Here is a 17730-nt window from a genome sequence, read left to right as displayed (position 1 = left end):
GCCGTTATTAGCTACTGCCATGGAAATCACAACTCAAGCAAGCTCAGCCGCTCAAACAGCGTCCGATAAAGGACTCTATTTGGATTATAACGCCACAACACCGGTAGACCCACAGGTCTTCGCCGCGATGGAACCGTACTTCAAGGAGTATTTCGGAAATCCATCCAGCGCTTCTCATCACTGGGGTTGGACGGCAGAAAACGGCGTGCAAAAAGCTCGCATGCAAGTGGCTTCTTTGATTGGAGCAAAATCTTCGGAGCTGACTTTCACTGCAAGTGCAACTGAATCCAATAACTGGGTGATTTTCGGCTTACTGACAAAACTTCGTGAAGCAAATCCCAACCAACCTATTCACTTTATCACTAGCAATGTCGAACATAGCTCCATCATCAAAGCGATGTTGGCCGTGGAAAAGCAAGGTGTGGAAGTTGATTTCCTTCCGGTGAATCAATTCGGCCAGATCGAAATCGAAACTCTTCACCAAGTGATCAAGCCCCACACGAAACTTGTAAGTTTGATTTGGGTGAATAACGAAATCGGCAGCATCAACCCCGTCGTTGAAGTAGCGAAACTTTGCAAAGAAAAACAAATCCTATTTCACACCGATGCCACGCAAGCGATTGGCAAGGTGCCCGTGAACGTGACTGAAATGGACATCGACTTGATGTCGTTCTCCGCTCACAAAATGTATGGCCCTAAAGGCTCTGCAGCTCTTTACATCCGCGGGAAAGATCCAAAGGTTGAAATCAATCCTTTGATTTACGGTGGTGGTCAGGAAAAAGGACTTCGTTCAGGCACATTGAACGTTCCTGCGATCGTCGGCTTGGGTGTGGCTGCAGAAATCTGCAAAAATAATTTCGAAACTGAATCTGCTCGCATGACATCCCTTCGCAATTTGCTTTGGACGAAACTGCAAGCAGCGATTCCAGGTATTCGCTTAAACGGACACCCGACAGAGCGCTCTTCAATCAATTTGAATGTGACGTTACCGGGAATCACGATTGAGTCATTGGCGCCGAAAATTCAAAAACTAGGAATCAGCACGGGGTCAGCCTGTAGTTCCGGTTCTGTTAGCATCAGCCATGTCCTAAAAGGCATCGGAATGTCGGCAGAGGATGCTCGCTGCACGTTCCGTATTTCCTTGGGTCGCTGGACCTCGGAAAGCGACGTTCACCGCGCGGTCGAGATCCTTCACGGCGCCATTCCAACGTAAAATATATAATATTTTCAGCATTTTAGCTCACTCCCACGGGGGATGGAATTGGACCTCCCCTGCCTGCGGGCTTTGTGGTACACTGGGCAGGAATTTATCTCGAGGAGTACCCCATGATTAACATTTCCCCAGAAGCTGCCATGAAACTTGCGGCTCTTAAAAAAGATGATGGCAAAGATGAAGCTGCATTCTTGCGCGTGGAAGTGAAGAAGGGCGGCTGTTCTGGTCTTTCTTATAAAATGGATTTCGATACAACTCCACGCGATGGCGATAAGATCTTTGAATCTAACGGTCAGAAAATCGCGGTCGATTCAAACTCGATGCTTTATATCCTGGGCATGACTTTGGATTTCTCGGGCGGCTTGAATGGCAAAGGTTTTGTCTTCAACAATCCTAACGCCACTAAACACTGCGGTTGCGGCTCCAGCTTCAACGTTTAATTTTCTCACAATGACCCCATGACATCTGTTGGTATTGGGGTCTTTCATTACTGTGCCGTCATATTTTAGACCTACATTTGTAGCACGAAAAATGTGAGCGGCACTTTCTACGTCTAGAACTGTTCCACCTGTCCATTGGCAAATTAGTTTTCTTAACAGTCAGGGATTAACATAGATCCATGGCTAAAAACTTTTTAGAAATTCACAGCTTACAAAATCTGACCACGGAATTTGAGTTGATCAAAAATCTAAAGGCTCGTCCTCTGGAAATCCTGGAGTACGCTGAGAAGTCATTTACCTTTGAAGCGGCTCCCCGTATTTGTGGATTGGGAACGATCGTTCACCTTGAGGGTAAATTCTTTTTCGATGGTACTTCACACGATTTTTTAGCCACGGGCAAAGTCACTCAAAGTGAGTCTTTGGATTCCGGTAAACATTCCAAGTACACGGTTGAACTTCACCGTTTTGAAAAAGGCCTTTGGGAGAATTTTCTAAACGCCAATATGCAATCGCAATTGAACACGGATATGTTGTTCAGAGCCATGCGGGAGCTTGATTAAATGAGAAATCTAACAGCCCTTATCGTCGACAGCTCCCCGTCCTATACCAATCTTATTTCCTCGGCACTTCTGGAAATTGGCTTGATTCAAGATAATATTTTTACGACGAAACGCTACGTCGGTGCCGTCGAATTTCTGACGGATACAAAGCCACAGCTATTGATCACTGAATTTCAAGTCGATGCAAAATTCGGTTTGGAGCTGGTGACCATGCACACTGCCAACAGTCCCAATAATATTTCAATCATCATGACCCACAACAACTCCAGCTCCTCCATCGCGGAAGCTGCTGAGGAATTGGTGGATGATTACATCGTAAAGCCTTTTCAAAGCGGGATGCTGGCAAATCGCCTGCGCCAATTGATTGATCGCAAATTAAATCCCAGTGATTACATCAAAGCGATTCGTGAAGGCAAACAGGCCCTTTTTGACGGCCAATTAAAAGATGCGGAACACAAGTTTTCGGCAGCCTTGCAACATCAGGAAAAGCCGACACTTGCGCATTACTATTTGGGCTATACGAAATTTAAAGAAACTGAATATCAATTTGCGACCGACGAGTTTGCGAAAGGTTTAACTCTGCAACCTTTGCACTATCGTTGTTTAACGGGCAAATTCGACACTTTCTATGAGCAAAAAGATTTCGCTAGTGCTTACACTGTGGCGAATACAATCATCGAGAATTATCCGATCGGTCCGAAACGCCTGGGACAACTTTTTATTTCTGCTGTTTTTTCAGGAAAACTGGATGAGGTGCCTCACTACTTCCAACTTTTTGCGCAACTGGATCATAAAACTCCAGAACTTCGCCACGTCTTTTCAGCAGCCCTCTTTACCGCGGGTCGCTCGAACTTAAATAACAAAGCCCTTACCAAAGCGGTGGAATGTTTTGAATTGGGTGTGCAGGTACTGGGTGCAGATTCTGATTACATCAGCAAGATCGTGAAGGTCTTATTGCGCGGAGATGCTCAGGCAGTCAGTCAGGCGGCGCGCTTTTTACAGCAATTCCCTTCCAGCAAAGTCGGTAGCAAAGAGTACGAAAATCTTTACTTCCTGTTTAATTGTAAAACCTTGCCTCTTTCAAAAGTTATTGATCAAGGTCGCAAGATGGCCGCGCAAAATCGTATGGATGCTGAATCCTATGAAACGTTTATTCGCTTGTTGATCAGTGATAATAAAACAGTATTGGCAGAAGATATTTCAGAAAAGTATCAGCGCGCCTATCCGAATCAGCCACCGCCCTCGCGAGTGAAGGCGTAATTATTTCGCGGCTCTTTCAAAGGGAGCTGCAACATTCAAGAATTCATTCAAATGTTGAGCAACGATTGCTGGTTGCGACTTAATCGCCAAGTGACCCGCTCCCTGTAAGACGATCATGTCTTCACAACCCAAATGTTGAGCGAACTTTTTGTAGGCGTCTTGATTGAATAGCAAGTCGCTTTCGTCAAAAATCAGACGACAATCTCCGCGATACTTAAACAGCTTCTTGTTCCAGAACTGCCAGTCCTCGGAGCGCAAGATCCACGAAAAATGATGAATCATGTGAGCTACGAATTGCAATTTGCGACCTTTCAAATGCTCCACCGACACCGCCCCCTCAGATCTTTCATCTCTGAAAATCTCTGCGGCACGCTTGAGGAAACTTGCTCCCATAGGTGTGGAAAGCATCAGATAGATGCTTTTAAGATTTAAAGGAATCGAGAAAAAGAAACGTAGTTCTTTGGGCAAAAAGTTTTTCACCGGATCTGTGACCATAGGATTGATCAATGCCATCTTGTGCACCAAGTGTGGATGCTGGGTTGCTAGTCCCCAGCTAAGGGCTCCCCCGTAACTTAAACCTGCCAAGTGAACGCGCTCATTCGGAAAATGTTCCTGAATGAATCGCGCGAGCACTTCCACTTGTACGGTGAAAAGGAGCTTATCACTGCTCATATAGACGTGGCTTAAATTGGGGATGATCACGCGATACTGAGATTCCAGTTGAGAGGCTACACCCTCCCAATGGTGAACGCTTCCTCCATAACCATGAAGAAGAATAAGGATGGGCCCTTCGCCGCGTTCTCGGAAAGTGATCTTGTGAGACATTCTAGAAACTTATCGGTTTCCATCAAATGTCATGCAACTGGACCTAATGCCAGTTAGTTAACAAATGGTGAAGAAACCCGACCTCAGAAGTCTTACTGCTGAGGCTTGGGTTTGTTCTGTTGCTGATTCTGTTGCTGTTGGTTTTGTGGCTTTTGCTGATTCTGATTTTGCGGGCGAGGTTGCTGCTGTCCTTGATTAGGATTTTGCTGCTTACCTTGCTGCAGATTCGGATTCTGCTTTGGCTGATTGTGCTGGCGGTTCTGATTTTGGTTTTGGTTCTGACCGCCGCCTTGCTTTGGCTTTTGCTGATTTTGATTGTGCTGCTGCTTAGGTTGCTGGTTTTGACCGCCACCCTGCTTTGCCTGCTGTTGACCCTTGTGCTGCTGGCCCCCACCTTGTTTTTGATTTTGGTGTTGGTGCTGCTTTTGTTTTTGCTGATTCTGATTTTGTTGCGGGCGATTTTGCTGACGCTGTTGATTCTGTTGTTGCTGTTTAGCCTGCGGCGGTGCTGGCGCCTCGTCTTGGGCTTTTTCCCCCGTCACTTCGGGGCCTGCAGATGCACTTTGGGAAGCCAAAGCCGCTTCATCCACTTTCGCATCCAACAGCATCGTATCGTTAACCGCTTTGGATTCCATTTGTTTGCTGGTACGGAAGCCTCTGATTTTCTTAGTTTGATTTTCAGCGCGCTCTACTTGTTCCGTCAAATCCACGGTCACGTCACCAAAGCAACGAACCTGGCAGCTTAAACGGCGGCCATCGATAAAGTAGCTTGTACCAATCAGGCTCAGCTCCGCCTTACCCGGAGGCAGAACGTTGTTGTCCCCCTCTTTGATACGCACACGGCATTCCGCACAGCTTGGAACACCTTTACAGATAGAGCGGATCTCAAGATGATTTTCCGTCGCAATCTGCAAAAGGGACTTATCTGGAGTACCTTCGACTTCAATATTTTGCGGAAGAAATTTAATTTTCATACTCGAATCCTCAATGGTGCCAGGCACCTTTTGCTTCACACGCCACATCCCCAAAAGGAACGGCGCACCTTTTCGCTACTCCGGCAGAGCCGGAGTGAATCAGACGATTTTCACTTTCGCGAATTTCGTCTTACTACCTTTAACGACTTTTCCGTCGATAGAGGCTGCTGCCAATTTTGCTTTCGCATCGGTGACTTTTTGACCGTCTATTTGCACGGCGCCACCTTGAACCATACGATTGCCTTCGCTATTCGAAGCCGCAAAGTTCAACTTAACTAATAACTGAGCAACACCAAGTCCCTCAGCTGGAATATCGTTTTTACTGATCTCAACCGTTGGAATGTCGTCAGGTAACCCCTTGTCGACAAAGATACGGTTGAATTCATCTTCCGCCGCCTGAGCTGCCTCAGCCGAGTGGAAACGTTTGATGATGAATTTTGCCAACTCCACTTTTACAGTGCGTGGATGTTTCTTTTTGCTGGCAACATCTTGTCTTAATTGTTCAAGCTCTGCTGCTGTGATGTCCGTCAGGAGCTCGTACCAACGATACATTAAATCATCAGAGATCTTCATCGTCTTACCGAACATGTCCTTCGGAGTATCGACTACGGAGATATAGTTATCCAAAGACTTAGACATCTTGTTAACGCCATCAATCCCCTCAAGGATTGGCATCGTTAGGATACATTGCGGCTCCTGCCCGTAAGCAGATTGCATCGCGCGGCCCACCAAAAGATTGAACTTTTGATCCGTACCACCCAGCTCCACGTCTGCTTTCAAAGCCACAGAGTCATAACCTTGTGTCAATGGATACAAGAACTCATGAATCGCGATCGGAGTGCCGGCGCGGTAACGCTTTGTAAAGTCATCACGCTCAAGCATTTGCGCCACTGTATATTGTGCCGCCATTTTGATGAACTCACCCGGAGTCATCTTGCCAATCCAAGAGGAGTTGTAAACGATCTCGGTTTTATTTGGATCTAGGATTTTGAAGATCTGTTTTGCATACGTGCGACCGTTTTCCTCGATTTCTTCACGAGAAAGCACCGGGCGAGTCGTGCTCTTACCCGTCGGATCACCGATCGTCGCTGTGAAATCACCAATCAAAAAGATAATATGATGGCCCAGATCCTGGAAGGTCTTTAGTTTATTGATAACGACAGTGTGACCGATATGAATATCGGGACGAGTCGGATCCGCCCCCAGCTTGATACGCAGCGGAGTGTTCGTTTCCTTAGAGCGCTTTAATTTCTTAAGCATCTCTTCGTCATTAATAAATTCAGCGACGCCGAATTTAATTCTCTCTAACTGTTCTTTAGGATCCAAAAAACTCATTATCTTGCGTGCTCCACACTGCGAGTCTCACGAACAACTGTCACTTTGATTTGGCCCGCTTGAGGTACTTCGCGTTCGATCTTACGCGCGATATCGCGAGACAACATCACAGCCTGGTCGTCAGTTACTTTTGCAGATTCAACCAGAACGCGAACGTCTTTACCGGCTTGAAGAGCCAAAGTTTTCAACACGCCATCAAAGCTATTCCCGATGGATTCAAGGTCTTCCAAACGATGAATGAACGAATCCATTTGCGGACGACGAGCCCCCGGGCGCGCGCTGGACAAGATGTAAGCGGCGTGAACAATCCAAGCCAGGATCGAATGAGGTTTTTCTTCTTCGTCATGGGCGCGGATCGCGTGACATACGTCTTCAGATTCAGAATATTTTTTAGCGGCTTCTGCTCCCACAGTGGCATAGCTGCCCTCTGCAGTGTGGTCGATGGCTTTACCAATATTGTGTAGCAAACCTGCACGACGTGCGAGTTTTACACTCACACCCAGCTCCCCGGCTAGCAAGCCCGCGATGTTGGCAACTTCAAGTGCTTGGTTCAAAGCATTTTGACCTTGGTAGTTACGGTATTTCAAACCACCGATGATTTTGATCAATTCTGGGTGCATGTTTGGAATACCCAGCTCCATCACGTGCCGTTCGCCCTCTTCCTTGATGGATTTCATAAGTTCATTACGCTGTTTCTCGACCACTTCTTCGATACGTGCTGGATGCACGCGGCCGTCTTCCATCAATTTCTCAATTGTTCTGCGAGCCAGTTCACGGCGAACCGGATCGAAACCAGAGATAACCACAGCTTCTGGAGTATCGTCGACGATCAAGTCGACACCACAGTGAGCTTCCAAAGTTCTGATGTTACGACCCTCACGACCGATGATTTTACCTTTCATCTCATCGTTCGGAAGTGCCAAAACGCTGACAGTTCTTTCAGAAGTGAATTCAGAAGCGAAACGAGACAAAGCTGTTGCCAGAATGCGCTTCGCTTTAACTTCAGATTCTTTTTGCGCTTGTTCTTCGATTTGCGTGATTTTTTTAGACGCTTCGATTTTCGCTTCGTCCTCGATAGCAGCCAGCAATTGGCGTTTTGCTTCGTCTTGGGACATACCCGCCACGGATTCCAATTTTTGTTTTAGCTCACCAATTTGAGATTCGCCTTTTTTCTCAAGCTCTTTGATACGGTTTTCAGAGATCGCGATTTTTTCTTCGCGGTCCTTCATCGTGTTCAGGTATCGCTCGTTCTCTTCCATCTTTTGTTTGAATTGCTGTTCGATCTCTTTCAAACGGCGATCCAACTGGGACTCTTTATTTTTCAAAGTGGAGTTTTGCTTGTGAATGTCGGCTTCCACGTTTTTACGGGCGCGACCTTCAAAGTCCTTGGCACGAGTCTCAGCGTCTTTTTTAAGTTTCGCTGCTTCTGACTTGGCTTTGTTAACAATACGTTCTGCTTCAACGCGTGCAGATTTTTTGCTGTTGTTGTCCTGGATGCGTTTCACCATGAAAACAGCGACACCGCCCAAAATTAAACAGATAATGGCTGTGATTAAAATTTCCATTTCTTCCTTACTCCTCAAAGCCTCTAATGAAGCTCAAACTGCTGGCAAACTGTGATCCCTGACTCAGTGATGATGTAATCCATCTTTTCATCGTGCGGTTCCATCGGTAGCGTCTGTTCTGAAATTTGAAAATCAAAACAAACCCCCACCTTGATTCCTTTAAAGTGAGCGAGGGTTTTGTCATAAAAACCTTTGCCCTTACCAAGGCGGTTGCCATTCTTATTAAAAACTAATCCGGGAATCAGCAGGCCGTGAATGCCTTTGAGATCTATAATAGCGGAGTTGGGATCAGGCTCCAAAACGCCAAAGGCTCCTTGGCTAAAACCTGATGCAAAACAAAACTCAAGTTCGTTTCCTTTAATGCGGGGAAACGCCCAGTCGATATCGTGAATTTGGAAAACCTCATCCACGCTGGCTTCTTGAGCGAGGGCGCGATAAGCACCCCAACATCCGTTCTGCTTGGACATAAAGTCCTGCAGAAATACATTCATCTGCTGCTGGTTTTGAACAAGACCTTGCGCAAACTCTTGGGCGCAAAGAGATTTGTAAAAGGAACGACATTCCTGTTTAGAGCTCCAAGAGGGCATGGGCACTCCAAGAGAGTTACATCAAAGTTAGTTGTTCAAAACCTTGTTGTTCTTGGAGTTTTCGAGTTCCAAAGAAAGCTGCATCGTTTTTTCCTCGAGCTTGTCGAGTTCACGTTGTGCTTTTCTTTTCAAAAGGATGAGTTCTTCCGCAAGATTCATCGCTGTCAACACAGCGGCATTCTGGAAGGAACCGTTTTTCGTAACGGCCATTGCTTGATTCATTTTGTTATTAACAAAGTCGACGAGTTCCTGAACTGTGGCATCGTCGTGTGAGGATCTAAGTTTGTACGGGACTCCTGCAATGAGGAAATTAAAGTTCTTTTTCTCAGCAGTCACCGTGTCTCCTCTTTCAATCGCTAATGGGCTAAACCTTTTAAAACTCTAGAAAAAATCCTAGAACAACACTAAAAAGTATAGCTGTAACGAGAAGCGGTATTCAACCAATTATTTCTTAGTGCAAGTGCAAATAATCCCAAGCTGGGACTCGCTACTGCAAGACAGACTGCGCTTTCGCGTCGATCCCTCGAGATTGAACTCGGTCACCTCGTGAAAGTTGCGCTTATAAGTGGAACTCACTCCATTTAGCTTCGTGTCAAGATAGGAGTAGACATCACTTCTGATGGTGGAGTTTAAGAGGAAGCTGTTGATAATTTCCTGCTTAGGGTTGGTGCGTTGATTTTTTGTGAGTGCTATATCTGTAAGCACGCCATCCGTCTGAACCTTTTGAACCGTCAGTTCAATCTTTGGCTTCTTGATCGAGGTGGTTTCATTTTTCAAGATCAGGTTGAATTCCTGTTTGTCCGCATCGAGATAGTTCACTTTTCTTTGACGCAACTGCGAGCGAACCGTCACAAACTTCTCGTCTGCCAACTCCTTAAGCCTCGTCAAATTAACTTTGAACGCCAAACTGTCATCCCTGAGTTCCGGGAAACACTTCACCACGTTTTCGTAAGAAACCGAAACCGGCGTCGCGGCTGGTGATGGCATTTGCGTGTTCGGCTGAGCGGAGATCGCTAGCGGTGTTAGCGGAGCTAAAAAAATAAAAGGGATGAATCTCTTCATCCCTTTATCGAAACATAGAATTTGTTATGAGCCAATTTTAATTGTTTGTGGTGAGGTCGGATTAAAATTGGTTATTGGCTGGATCCATCATTGCCGCTAACAATTTTGGATCTTGCCCATAAGGATCATCTCCAAATCGTGCCTGACCTTCTGGAGTCTGATCTGCCGTTAAATAAATTAAATACACTGGGATCTGATACTTCATCTCGATCCATTTGGTTTTAAAGTCACCTGTTGCATTTACACTCGCCGGCACTTTGCTGCGAATATCTCCAGGATTTGATTTCATGTAAGGTTTCAGATAATCCGCCAAATTAAGCGGCTTTTCCAAACGAATACAACCCGAACTAGCATGGCGATTTTCAAAAGCAAATAAATCCCGTTCATTCGTGTCATGCATATAAATGGCGTCACCCTTTGCTAATTTAAATTTCACGACCCCCAATGCATTGTCGTAACCCGGGCGCTGAACGATTTGAAACGCATTACTTTCATCTTGAAAGTCATTAGGGTTGAAATTCAACCAATCTATAGTCTCGGAAGGAATTTGAGCGCCGTCCTTTTTCAGATACATGTTGTGCTCATTGAGCCAGTTAGGATTTTGCTTCAAAAGCGGGAGTTTATCTTGGCGAGCCAAGTTCGCTGGCACTGTCCAGTCAGGATTTAAAATCACCCATTTAACCGAATCGATACGAATAGGAGATTGACGAACTCCCTTACCGTTCACTGTTCTGAATTTCAACGCTTCTTTATATTGCCATTTTCCACCGGCAACAGCTGAAATTTCATAAAGTTTAAACTCGGTCATAGCCAAGTTTACATAAATCTCCCTGTTGCTGCGGTTACGAGGCAACCAACGAAGTCTTTCCATGTTAATCGAAACCTGATTCATCCGCTCTTGAATGGGAACATTCAAGTAACGCAAAACTTTTGATACATTGTTTCCGATTTCACCGTCTTCTTTTAATGTATTTAATGCCTGAAACTGCAACAATGCTTTTTGTAAATCGGCATCAAACTCATCGCTTTGAGCGTTTTGAGTTGGATATCCGTAAAATGCCAGGCGCTCTCTTAATTGCGGAATCATCGGATCGCGCATAGACGGCGACTTCAACTTCAATGAATCTTTTGGTAAATTGATAGTTTTAAAATTTCCATAATGCAGCTGTTGCTTGATGAGCTTGCTCATCAAGGCCATCAATCCCATATACGCAGGATTGTTCGGCGCAAACCGATCAACTCGATTTCTGAATTCTTTTAGAGGAGCATCGAGAGCTTCCGCAAGAGCGCCATAAGAATTCGGAGTGATTTCACGTTGGTTCATTTCAATATTGGGATCAACTTGACCTGGATCGAAGCGACCGACCAAAAGATGTTTCGTATATTTCAAAAGAGCTTCAGAAGCCATCAACTCAAGGTACATCGGCTCGTAAGAAACTTTTCCCGCATACAACTCTTCATGCGCCTGAGTCCAATATTTATAAGACACATAGTTCCTATCACCATTTGTCTGCTGTACGAATATCCCTGGAAGACCATGACGATAAGCCGTCAAAAGCATGCTTCTTAATACGGGAGTTCTCTCACTGATTTGCTGAGTCTGTTGGTTAATCCAGATAGGTCTGTTGCCTCTTCTGGAGTAAAGCTCCTTCAACATGTTAATATGAAGTCCTGCGATTCTTGAATCCGATGGATTATTAAGCGTCTGGGCGATGCTTTCAGAATTTACGTGGGCTCCAGCTACTTGAGCGTTACTGAACAGCGGGAACAGCAAAAAGATGCCGATGATGATCAGGAGAATTTCGTTGCTGCTGATGAAATCTTTCATTTTCATGGGAACCTCACTCATTCCAGTAACTTCCAACTTCTGTGCCACCCGGCCTGGGCTATATTGGCTATAGGCGCTTATATGGCGAGGGGTAACAATTACCGCCAATCAGTGACAGCTCTCGTGGACGTCTATCGAATAGATTGTCTCAAAGTGAGAAATTCTATTCGATATCGGGTAGGTCATCAGGCACGAACGGACCACGCCCAACAGAAGGTGGAGTTCGATCGCAATTTGCTGCGTCGTCAGCGGTCTCACCTTGGTGACATTCCATATCTGTTTCAAGGTCATTTCGTGCTAAAAAACTACTCATCAATTCAGAAATATCCTGCTGTTTTCTTATGCCCTTCAGATCAAATTCATAATAATCAGAACGAATGAAATCCGTGACAATATTGTAAATTTCGTCGTGAAATTTCTGAGAAACTGCATACATCGGATAACTTTTTACTGTTTTGTTTTTCTCTATGTAAACGAACGAATACTTTGACGGTTCAATTTCATGCAATTGCAAAAATCTTTTTACACCAACATCTGTCCCACGCTTACCTTCAAAAAACTCACTTCCATTAATTTCAGCTAACTTAAAAAGCATATCAACGGTGACAAATAACCCAGAGCCACCAACATCCAGGAGCCTATTGGTTAGTTTGGGGTGACGATACAAATAGGTAAAGTAGGAGGTATCAGCAAACGAAAATCTAAATAAATTCATCATTTCCAATTGGTAGAGAATTTGAATATGTTCTGCGCTACCATCCAGAATTGTTAGTTGCCGCAGAAAATCAAGGTTCCTTTTTGATCTAACGCCATATCCTTCTTTGTATTTTAGTTTGTCACCCCCATCCCGAACCCAGTTCCATCTCTCCTGACTAGAGATAAAAACGACATATTCAAAGATCGCGAGATCAACATGCTCAGATTGAATAATACTTAGAGCTTCGTTAACAGAATACTCGTCAATTTTCCGGAAAATCTTTCCGAAAGTTTGACTTTGTGCTTTTTCCAAAATTTTTCCTGATGCATTTAGCTTTCCAACTTCGTAATGGGGACTTTCACTATTGAGGTCATGTAGTTTCTCAATTAGATAAATAAAAAGGCTATCCGAAAATTCTTTTCTTGAACTTCCAAGAGCGAAAGGGCTGAATCCAGCATCAAGTAGTATTTTAATCGCCTCAGCGTTGTCCAATTTATACGCTAAGCCGACCGGTGATTCATCCTTAGTTTCAAAATCCAAATCTGAAGGCTGCGCATTTGCGACAAGCGCACGCAATTTCTCATTGTCGCGCATTCGAATGCTAGACAATATATTCTTTTGAACAGCTGTTACCTGATTTTCTAACAACTTACCTTCACCGCCACCTGTTTTTTTAGTGAACGAACAACCAGCAATTAAAATAAGAAGCAAGATATGAAGCGCAATTGTGACTTTCATCTGACAGCTCCTCGACAAAGACTAGCTAAAAACTTAGTGCTGTCCTCATCAGTGCTAGCAAATACCATTTTACTCCAAAGGTGCGTGAAGGTTTCAAAATCAGTGGGCTGATTATTCAAAAGAGAATGTGTAATGGCTAAGCTTTCGACCAACTTACTACACATCGTACGCTCATGTTTTTCCATGTTAACTTCAGGAATTTCACTTATAACTTTCGCACATTTTCTAGTCTCGTCTTCAAAAACATTGATACGAATAGGGTATACATAGGAATTAATATCGCCTCTGAGTTTTTTTGCTAGTTCAAGCCACTGAGTTTGCTCAAAGCTGCCACCCAGACATGATTTTTTTAACAACACCATCGAAACCGGATCTATTTTAATTTGACTGGCTCCAAAAGCCATCGAGTTCGGAACCACAATACTGACCGACCCAACCGAAAACTTTTCTGACAGCCATTTCACGAACTCAATGTTTTTGAAGCCGATTTGAAATTGAAGTATGAATTCATGAGCCAACCATTCCTGCGTCGAAGCAATTGGGAAGTTGCTTGCCTGTTCTCGGCAGCTTGACTGAGAAATAATATATCTGATCGCTTCGTCCGTAGGGATATCTTGATCTACTCTGTTGTAGAGACTATAATTCACTTCTTTATCGGTGAAATGCCGAATATCGAATAACGTCTCGACCGCCATCTGACAGCCGTGGGATCCTAATTTTAAATGCAGAAGCTCTTCGTTAAAATTTTCAAAATTTCGTGCATTATCTTTCTCAATCGGAAATAGTCGAAGTAGACTGATAGTTCGATCTTTTTGAGCAGAACGAACTAAGCTCATACGACTATCATATTCCAGAATATTGTAACTTTCTTGGCTAATAGAAAATGGGCTAAATCCCCGCAAAAGTAGATAACTCACCACGGATGGTTTTGCATGCAAAATTGCTAGATCCATAGCGTTCGGAATAAGGTCGTCAATCCTTCCCTGTTTGCCGCTGACTCGGTCGGAAATTGCCTCAATGATTATCTGATCATTAGTGCTTTCAAATAACTGATTCAAAGACATTTCGTTAGCGTTAACCGTAGGTTGAGAGTCTTCCGTTTGAACCTGGTTCTTACGAAATGAGCATCCTTCTATAGAAATCAATAGAATAGTAATACAAATGAAATTTCGAAGTTTAAAAGATACCACCATCGGTGGCCAGAAACTGCAACACACATTCCCGAGCCAGGGAATCCCTATTGGTTTAAACTGTTTAAAACTTTGGCAGGCGACCACAATAGTCACCTACCAAAGTCATTTTTGATTATGGGCTACTTACGACGAGTGCCTGTTTGCAGATATCTAAGGATATCTATATCAGGCGGGTTTGCGATGCCCACGCCTGGTTTTGGGCCGGTTAGCTCACCCAATGAATAATCCATTCTGGCGTCATACGTGCGCTCATACTGATTACGCAACCAGCGTTCGGCGTTGTACCACGCGCGTTTGTTTTGGTTGTCTGGACACGATGCCAACTCGGACGACGACTTAGCTCCCCAGCGCAACTCTGCGCAGTGATAAGGGTCGAAGCTCATGTCGAAGACTCTTTGGCGGGCTTGTTCCAAATTCATCGTCACGGCTTGACCACGACTGTTTGTGTACGAGAACTGACAAGCACCGGCGTCACGGTTGTAAATCGCCAGCAAATCTCCACGCAGGTTGTTTCCATGATACACAATCGTCGGGTCTCCCACTTGATGGCGCTGAACCATGCTGCGAGTTTGCGCCAACAAGTTCATAAACGAAACTTTCAAGCGCGCATCACGAGAAGGCGATGCGAATTGCTCCCACTCCCCTGTAGTACCAAAGATATTTTGCGGCAGGCGTTCAGGATGAGGTTTGTTTTGCACGCCAGAACGTAAAGCCACGTCCACGGCTTGAACACGATCCTTCAAATTCACACACAAATCCGCTACCATGCTCTGCATATCTTGCAGTGGATCGATACGCAATTCTCCATTGGCAAGCATGATGCGCAGATATTCATAATAATCTACCGCGCGGCCGTTATAAATAAATTGTCCCTTCGACCACTGCCCATCTGGATCAGGACGGTTGCCATAAAACTGCTCGAGACTGTAATACGGCAAAGTATTGTTCTTCGCTCCCAACACACGGCCACCAATGTAAGCGCCACTGGAGTCTTTTTTTGCTCCCGTCAAAGTCAAAGGACGGAAGTTTTTAAAACCAGCTCCCTGATAAGGATTGCTGCGCTCAAATTTTGGATTGTACATCCCTGACGTCAAAGTATTGTCTGGATGCGAATCGATGTAATAAATCTGCCCGTCCGTCGTCACTTTATAAACGACTGCCACGTGACCATTGGGATCGTAAATCACCGTACCAGGACGAATACTGAAACGAGTCAGCTTTACCGGATAAAAATCCGAGAACATATTACCGTCCTCGGTTCCCATCATACGAAACGTCGCAGACAAGGTGGTATTCGTGATTGTTCCGTTCAACAACGAAACCGCATTTGGATAGCGGGAAGCTAAAATCCCAAAGCCATAATCAAAATCTTCCACGTTATAAATGAAGGCTTTGCGATTGCGACCGTTTCCGGCGATCACATCAAAGCGACCCGTCACGTAATTTCCAAAAGGCGTATACCGAATGTCACCTTTATTTCCCGCCACCGGGCGAGCGTTGACTCTGCTTGCAACAGACATGGGCAGAGAGTTTTTCCACGCATAATAGGAGCGCAAATAGTAAGGCAGATCTGCGCAATCCGCGTAATAAGCGAGCCCTGAGGGGTCCGAAGAATAGTAAGGATTTGCATTACTAGTTAGACATCCTTTGACCGTATCGCACTGGCGATTCTCGACGGCAGCGCCAATACGTGCGACAAAGTTCGCAAATCCGTCTTCATCTTGTTGCGACCACTGAGTTTTTGTTACTCTCCAATCCCTGGTTCCGTAAGGACTCCACTGCGCTTGACTCATCGCAGACATAAAGAACATCGCACCAAGGCCCAAAATCCATTTCATGAAACCTCCAGTTCGTGCCGCGGGGCACTTTTACAAATTCGAATTTTTTAGTCGCCCACATTCCACTTTGTGATATACGACGACTCGATTTTGTAATTTATGCAATTGATCTCGGGGGGACAATCCATGATGAAGTTTCTTGGTAAAAATCGTGTGAACTCAGCATTCTGCATGCTAGTTGCCACTTTGACGCTAAATGCATTTACAGCATCTCAATCTTTCGCGCAGGCGCAAATCATGGCTGTGGCGAAAAACCAATTGGTCGTTGGAAAAACTTATTTCATCGCTGCTGATAATTTGAATCTTCGCAGCTCCAACAACACGTCGTCCGCTGACAACATCGTGGGCCAACTTTCCATGAACGACGAAGTCGTTCTGGTAAATGCTTTGGGCGAAGGCACTCCCCTTGTTCAAATCAAGTTGATCAAATCCAAATCAGTTCCATCGAACATCGCTCCGCAACTGTTCGTTTCCAAAGACTACCTTTCTGACAAAGTTTACGAAGCTCCGGTTTTGAAATACTTTGTGATTCAAAACGTAGCGACTGAAAAAACTCGCGTTTACGAGCGTTGCGTAACTTACCCTGGCTGCCCCCACAAACTGGTGATGGAAACTGACATGGTTGTAGGCCGTAACGAAGAAGGGACTAAGTCGGATCGTTATGCATACATGACTTGGCTGGGCCACTCACGCATCTCTTCATGGGTTAAATTCTATTCTGATGGCATGCAAACTTACCCAAGCTGGTACACAGCTGGACAGGATCTTAAATCGATTCCAAAACCAATCTCTTCCAACTCTTCTCGCGTGATCGGTTCTCGCAAGTGGTTGACGAAGCAAAATGGCAAAGACACTGTTTACGGTGCTTTCGGTTGGTACGCGGCGAAGCTTTCACCTTCTGACGATGTGAACGGCGTGAACAGCCAATGGATGCACGGAACGATCGGTTGGGGCGTGGACGGCTCCGACGCCATCGACATCACTCGTGGTTTCTTCATGAACATGTTCTCTAACCCAGGTTCCCATGGTTGCACTCGCCTGGAAAACCGCGCGATCGCTTACCTTCGCGAGATCCTGCCAGTGGGCACAGACATCTACCGTGTTTACGCTCGTGAATCGACTCGTGAACGCCAAACGATCCTTTCTGACGACACTGTGATTCCACTGAGCCGCTACAAAGACGTGTACAACAATCCAGCCCGTTGGGATTACATCCTCTTGACGGATGGCGCACAAAAATCTGGTGGCTTGAGTGCTGATGCAACGAACATCATCAATAAAAGCATCCCAGTGATCCAAGGCCAAAACTTCCTTGAACAAGGCAGTTACATGGTGGACCGCTATCCGACAGCTGCGCAGTTGAACTATAAAAACTCTGCTAGCTCTGGAAAATCCGGCGACCGTTACCGCATCGACGCTGGTAAATCCAAAGAACCGACAAACTTCCGTGGTTACTTCCTGGTGGACGAAGGTCGTTTCATCGATTACCAACATCCAGATGCAAGAGCCGTTAAAGGTAAAGTCAAAGTCAGCGGACTTCTTGATTTCAGAACGACGGTTCCTGAAAGTTTGAAAGCAACTGGCTACCACTTCCCGCCAAACATCATCTACTAAG

The 17730-nt window shown here is 45.1% G+C and carries 16 protein-coding genes; 5 read left to right on the top strand and 11 right to left on the bottom strand.

Going from position 1 to position 17730, the window contains the following annotated elements:
• Nucleotides 1–19 precede the first annotated feature (19 nt).
• The 4 genes from ACLSU7_RS17400 (at nt 20) to ACLSU7_RS17385 (ending at nt 3473) form a co-directional block, all read left to right on the top strand.
• Complete coding sequence (locus ACLSU7_RS17400) at nt 20–1213, top strand: cysteine desulfurase family protein (protein ID WP_413293164.1); 1194 nt, start codon at nt 20–22, stop codon at nt 1211–1213.
• 113 nt (nt 1214–1326) lie between these two features.
• Nucleotides 1327–1653, top strand: a complete 327-nt coding sequence (locus ACLSU7_RS17395; protein WP_413293163.1) for a HesB/IscA family protein — start codon at nt 1327–1329, stop codon at nt 1651–1653.
• A gap of 179 nt (nt 1654–1832) precedes the next feature.
• The gene (locus ACLSU7_RS17390) at nt 1833–2213 is read left to right on the top strand and encodes a hypothetical protein (protein ID WP_413293162.1); all 381 of its coding nucleotides are present in this window, start codon (nt 1833–1835) and stop codon (nt 2211–2213) included.
• The gene (locus ACLSU7_RS17385) at nt 2214–3473 is read left to right on the top strand and encodes a response regulator (RefSeq protein ID WP_413293161.1); all 1260 of its coding nucleotides are present in this window, start codon (nt 2214–2216) and stop codon (nt 3471–3473) included. It abuts the gene before it with no gap.
• On the opposite strand, the gene ACLSU7_RS17380 is transcribed toward ACLSU7_RS17385, so the two are convergent.
• From ACLSU7_RS17380 to ACLSU7_RS17330, 11 genes are all read right to left on the bottom strand, one after another.
• Nucleotides 3474–4298 carry an alpha/beta fold hydrolase gene (locus tag ACLSU7_RS17380; RefSeq protein ID WP_413293160.1) on the bottom strand — a complete coding sequence of 275 codons (825 nt, stop codon included), beginning with the start codon at nt 4296–4298 and terminating at the stop codon, nt 3474–3476.
• A 92-nt stretch (nt 4299–4390) separates the two neighbouring features.
• On the bottom strand, nt 4391–5272 hold the full coding sequence (locus tag ACLSU7_RS17375; RefSeq protein WP_413293159.1) for a 2Fe-2S iron-sulfur cluster-binding protein: 882 nt from the start codon (nt 5270–5272) through the stop codon (nt 4391–4393).
• A 99-nt stretch (nt 5273–5371) separates the two neighbouring features.
• Nucleotides 5372–6607, bottom strand: coding sequence for a tyrosine--tRNA ligase (gene tyrS / locus ACLSU7_RS17370; RefSeq protein ID WP_413293158.1), 1236 nt, complete (start codon nt 6605–6607; stop codon nt 5372–5374).
• Nucleotides 6607–8172 carry a ribonuclease Y gene (rny, locus tag ACLSU7_RS17365; protein ID WP_413293157.1) on the bottom strand — a complete coding sequence of 522 codons (1566 nt, stop codon included), beginning with the start codon at nt 8170–8172 and terminating at the stop codon, nt 6607–6609. Before rny ends, tyrS begins: the two co-directional genes overlap by 1 nt.
• Before the next feature lie 23 nt (nt 8173–8195).
• A complete protein-coding gene (locus ACLSU7_RS17360; protein ID WP_413293156.1) occupies nt 8196–8759 on the bottom strand; it encodes a 5-formyltetrahydrofolate cyclo-ligase in 564 nt (187 codons plus the stop codon).
• A gap of 27 nt (nt 8760–8786) precedes the next feature.
• Entirely contained in the window at nt 8787–9095 is a 309-nt protein-coding gene (locus ACLSU7_RS17355; RefSeq protein ID WP_142701027.1) for a cell division protein ZapA, read from the bottom strand.
• Between the two features lie 108 nt (nt 9096–9203).
• Entirely contained in the window at nt 9204–9821 is a 618-nt protein-coding gene (locus ACLSU7_RS17350) for a hypothetical protein (protein WP_413293155.1), read from the bottom strand.
• A 61-nt stretch (nt 9822–9882) separates the two neighbouring features.
• On the bottom strand, nt 9883–11655 hold the full coding sequence (locus ACLSU7_RS17345) for a L,D-transpeptidase family protein (protein WP_413293154.1): 1773 nt from the start codon (nt 11653–11655) through the stop codon (nt 9883–9885).
• Nucleotides 11656–11812: 157 nt separating this feature from the next.
• Nucleotides 11813–13084, bottom strand: a complete 1272-nt coding sequence (locus tag ACLSU7_RS17340; RefSeq protein WP_413293153.1) for a hypothetical protein — start codon at nt 13082–13084, stop codon at nt 11813–11815.
• Nucleotides 13081–14148, bottom strand: coding sequence for a hypothetical protein (locus tag ACLSU7_RS17335; RefSeq protein ID WP_413293152.1), 1068 nt, complete (start codon nt 14146–14148; stop codon nt 13081–13083). Before ACLSU7_RS17335 ends, ACLSU7_RS17340 begins: the two co-directional genes overlap by 4 nt.
• 248 nt (nt 14149–14396) lie before the next feature.
• A complete protein-coding gene (locus tag ACLSU7_RS17330) occupies nt 14397–16115 on the bottom strand; it encodes a hypothetical protein (protein WP_413293151.1) in 1719 nt (572 codons plus the stop codon).
• Between the two features lie 126 nt (nt 16116–16241).
• On the opposite strand from ACLSU7_RS17330, the gene ACLSU7_RS17325 reads away from it, so the two are divergent.
• Nucleotides 16242–17729 carry a L,D-transpeptidase gene (locus ACLSU7_RS17325; protein WP_413293150.1) on the top strand — a complete coding sequence of 496 codons (1488 nt, stop codon included), beginning with the start codon at nt 16242–16244 and terminating at the stop codon, nt 17727–17729.
• Nucleotide 17730: the final 1 nt, after the last annotated feature.

The organism is Bdellovibrio sp. HCB185ZH (assembly GCF_047302455.1).
Lineage (GTDB): Bacteria > Bdellovibrionota > Bdellovibrionia > Bdellovibrionales > Bdellovibrionaceae > Bdellovibrio.
This window is presented reverse-complemented; position numbering and strand designations above follow the sequence as displayed.